This window comes from Nioella sp. (genome assembly GCF_964229645.1).
Classification (GTDB): Bacteria; Pseudomonadota; Alphaproteobacteria; order Rhodobacterales; family Rhodobacteraceae; genus Nioella.
Genome location: NZ_CAXREX010000266.1, coordinates 1 through 2,209, shown reverse-complemented (window position 1 = coordinate 2,209; position 2,209 = coordinate 1). Strand labels below are relative to the sequence as shown.

Here is a 2,209-nt window from a genome sequence, read left to right as displayed (position 1 = left end):
GGCCAGGTTGCGCCGTGTTGCCGGATGCTCCCACATGCGCACGTTCATGGCAGGTGCGATCAGCACCCGCTTGTCGGTCGCCATCAGCAGGGTCGAGGCCAGGTCATTGGCCAGCCCATTGGCCATCTTCGCCATGAGGTCCGCCGTCGCCGGCGCCACGACCACAAGGTCAGCCGCGCGGCTGAGCTCGATATGCCCCATCTCCGCCTCTTCGGTCAGGTCGAAGAGGTCGCGATAGACTTTCTCGGTCGCCAGCGCCGAAGCCGAGAGCGGCGTCACGAACTCTTCGCCCGCGCGGGTCAGAACCGGAACCACCGTCGCACCCTGGTCGCGCAGACGGCGGATCAGATCGAGCGACTTGAAGGCCGCGAGACCGCCGCCGATGATCAGAAGGATGCGCTTGTCCGCCAGCATGGGGCCTCCGCCCATTGGTCCTCGTTTCCGCTCAACCTATGCGCCTGACCGCGCCACCACAAGCCACTGGAACGGGCAACTGCCCCGGCTCTCAGGGCGCGCCCGCGGCCCCGGACCGGGGCCGCCCCCGGTCGGCGCGCAACGCGCGGCGAAATTACCTGGTCGTGGTTAACCCGATCTTCACGATCCCGTGCCAGTCTGGCCTTCGGTTAACCGACAGCCCAAGCGTGGCCCGGTCCGCCGCATCGTGATGCCCCCATCCGACCGGGGTCGAACGGAACGGCACCGGAAGCTTCCGCCAAGGACCGCAAGCCGCGCGCCTTTCGAGGCGGCGCCGCTTCCCTTCACGCTCCGCCCGGTGGTAAAGCGACCGGGCATCTTCCCGGCAGAGAAACCTAGACGGATCAGCGAAACACCGCGCAGGGATCATCCCGCTCGGCGGGGTCCGTCACGCGCCATAGGTCGAAGGGGACAGGGCCCTCCGGCCTGTCTTCCATCTGTGCAATCGACACGACCGACACATCGGGGCGCGCCGCTGCGATCATCGCGGGCACCGCCCAATCGGTGCGGGCATGGCCATTGCCAGTGATCAGGGTAACCGGGCCGCCGGTCTCGTCGAAGGCCTGCAGCACGGTCCGGGCAAAGCCTGCATCACGCAGGCGCTGCGCCTCGACCATACCCGGAAGCAGGTCTTCGGGCAGCGCATTGCAATGCGCGTCTGCCTGTATCTCCAAGCGCAGCGCAAGATCCTCGTCAGGCAACGGACGATCAAGCCCGTAAAGCCCCGCATCGCCTTCGAACCGGGCCGCTGCGCCCTCGCTGACTGCGGCCCGCACATCCTCGTAAGGCAGGGCCGCACCGTAGACGGAGGCCGCACCGAGCGCCTCGAATACCGGCAGGTAGATCGCGAAATCGGGCCAGCCCGTGGCCTCCCATTCCAGCACCTCGCCCAAACGCTCCGGCGTCTCGCGAAGATCACCTGTGATCCGCGCGGCCTGGGCGGGGGTCAGCATCTCGAAGACGACCGCAGAGGGGGTGAGTGCTGCAATGGCCTCGGCTTGCCACAGGTGATGGGCGGGGTTGTCATGCACTTCGCCCAGGATCACGACCTGCGCCCCGGCGAGGGCATCGAAACCGTCAAACGCCTCTGCCTGCGAAGGCAGGGGGGGCAGGCAGGCGAGGGCAACAAGCAGCGTGCGGATCATGACGGCCAACAAAGGCGTCCGCGCGCGACAAGGCAAGCGGACATGCCGTCTCAGCCCATCATCGCGCGCAGTTCGCCTTCACGGGGCTCCAGCTTGCGGCGCATCTTCAGGAGCGCGGCCGCCTCGATCTGGCGCACCCGTTCCTTCGAAAGGCCCAGTTCCTCGCCCAGGCTTTCCAGCGTGCGCGGCGTGCTGGCAAGCTTGCGGGCTGCGATGATCTTCTGTTCGCGTTCGCTCAGCGCGCCCAGGGCGGAGCCCAGCCATTCGCGCAGACGCGTGCCGTCCCTCTCGCGCTCGAAGCGGTCGCTGGCCTGCTCGTTTTCATCTTCGAGAAGCTCGATCCACTCGCGCCCGTCCTCGCCGTCGGACTGCACCGCGTTGAGCGAGAAATCGGTGCCCGCCAGCCGCCCCTCCATCAGCTCCACGTCCTTGAGGCTGACCCCGATCTCGGTCGCGATCAGTTCGCGCAGCTGGTGGCCGTCAAGCTCCACCCCCTCGCTGGCGGCCTCGGCCGCCAGCCGGGCGCGGACCCGGCGCATGTTGAAGAAGAGGCTCTTCTGCGACGAGGTCGAGCCGGTGCGCACCAACGA

General features: G+C 67.7%; 3 protein-coding genes. All 3 read right to left on the bottom strand.

The window, feature by feature from the left end; all coding sequences use genetic code 11:
* Positions 1-414, bottom strand: a 414-nt coding sequence (locus ACEQXV_RS17505; protein WP_370270236.1) for a flavoprotein, incomplete at its 3' end; no start/stop codon positions are given.
* A gap of 404 nt (positions 415-818) precedes the next feature.
* Positions 819-1,619: a ChaN family lipoprotein gene (locus tag ACEQXV_RS17500; protein ID WP_370270235.1), complete on the bottom strand. Its 801-nt coding sequence runs from the start codon at positions 1,617-1,619 to the stop codon at positions 819-821.
* 50 nt (positions 1,620-1,669) lie between these two features.
* Positions 1,670-2,209, bottom strand: a 540-nt coding sequence (locus ACEQXV_RS17495) for a sigma factor-like helix-turn-helix DNA-binding protein (RefSeq protein WP_370270234.1), incomplete at its 5' end; no start/stop codon positions are given.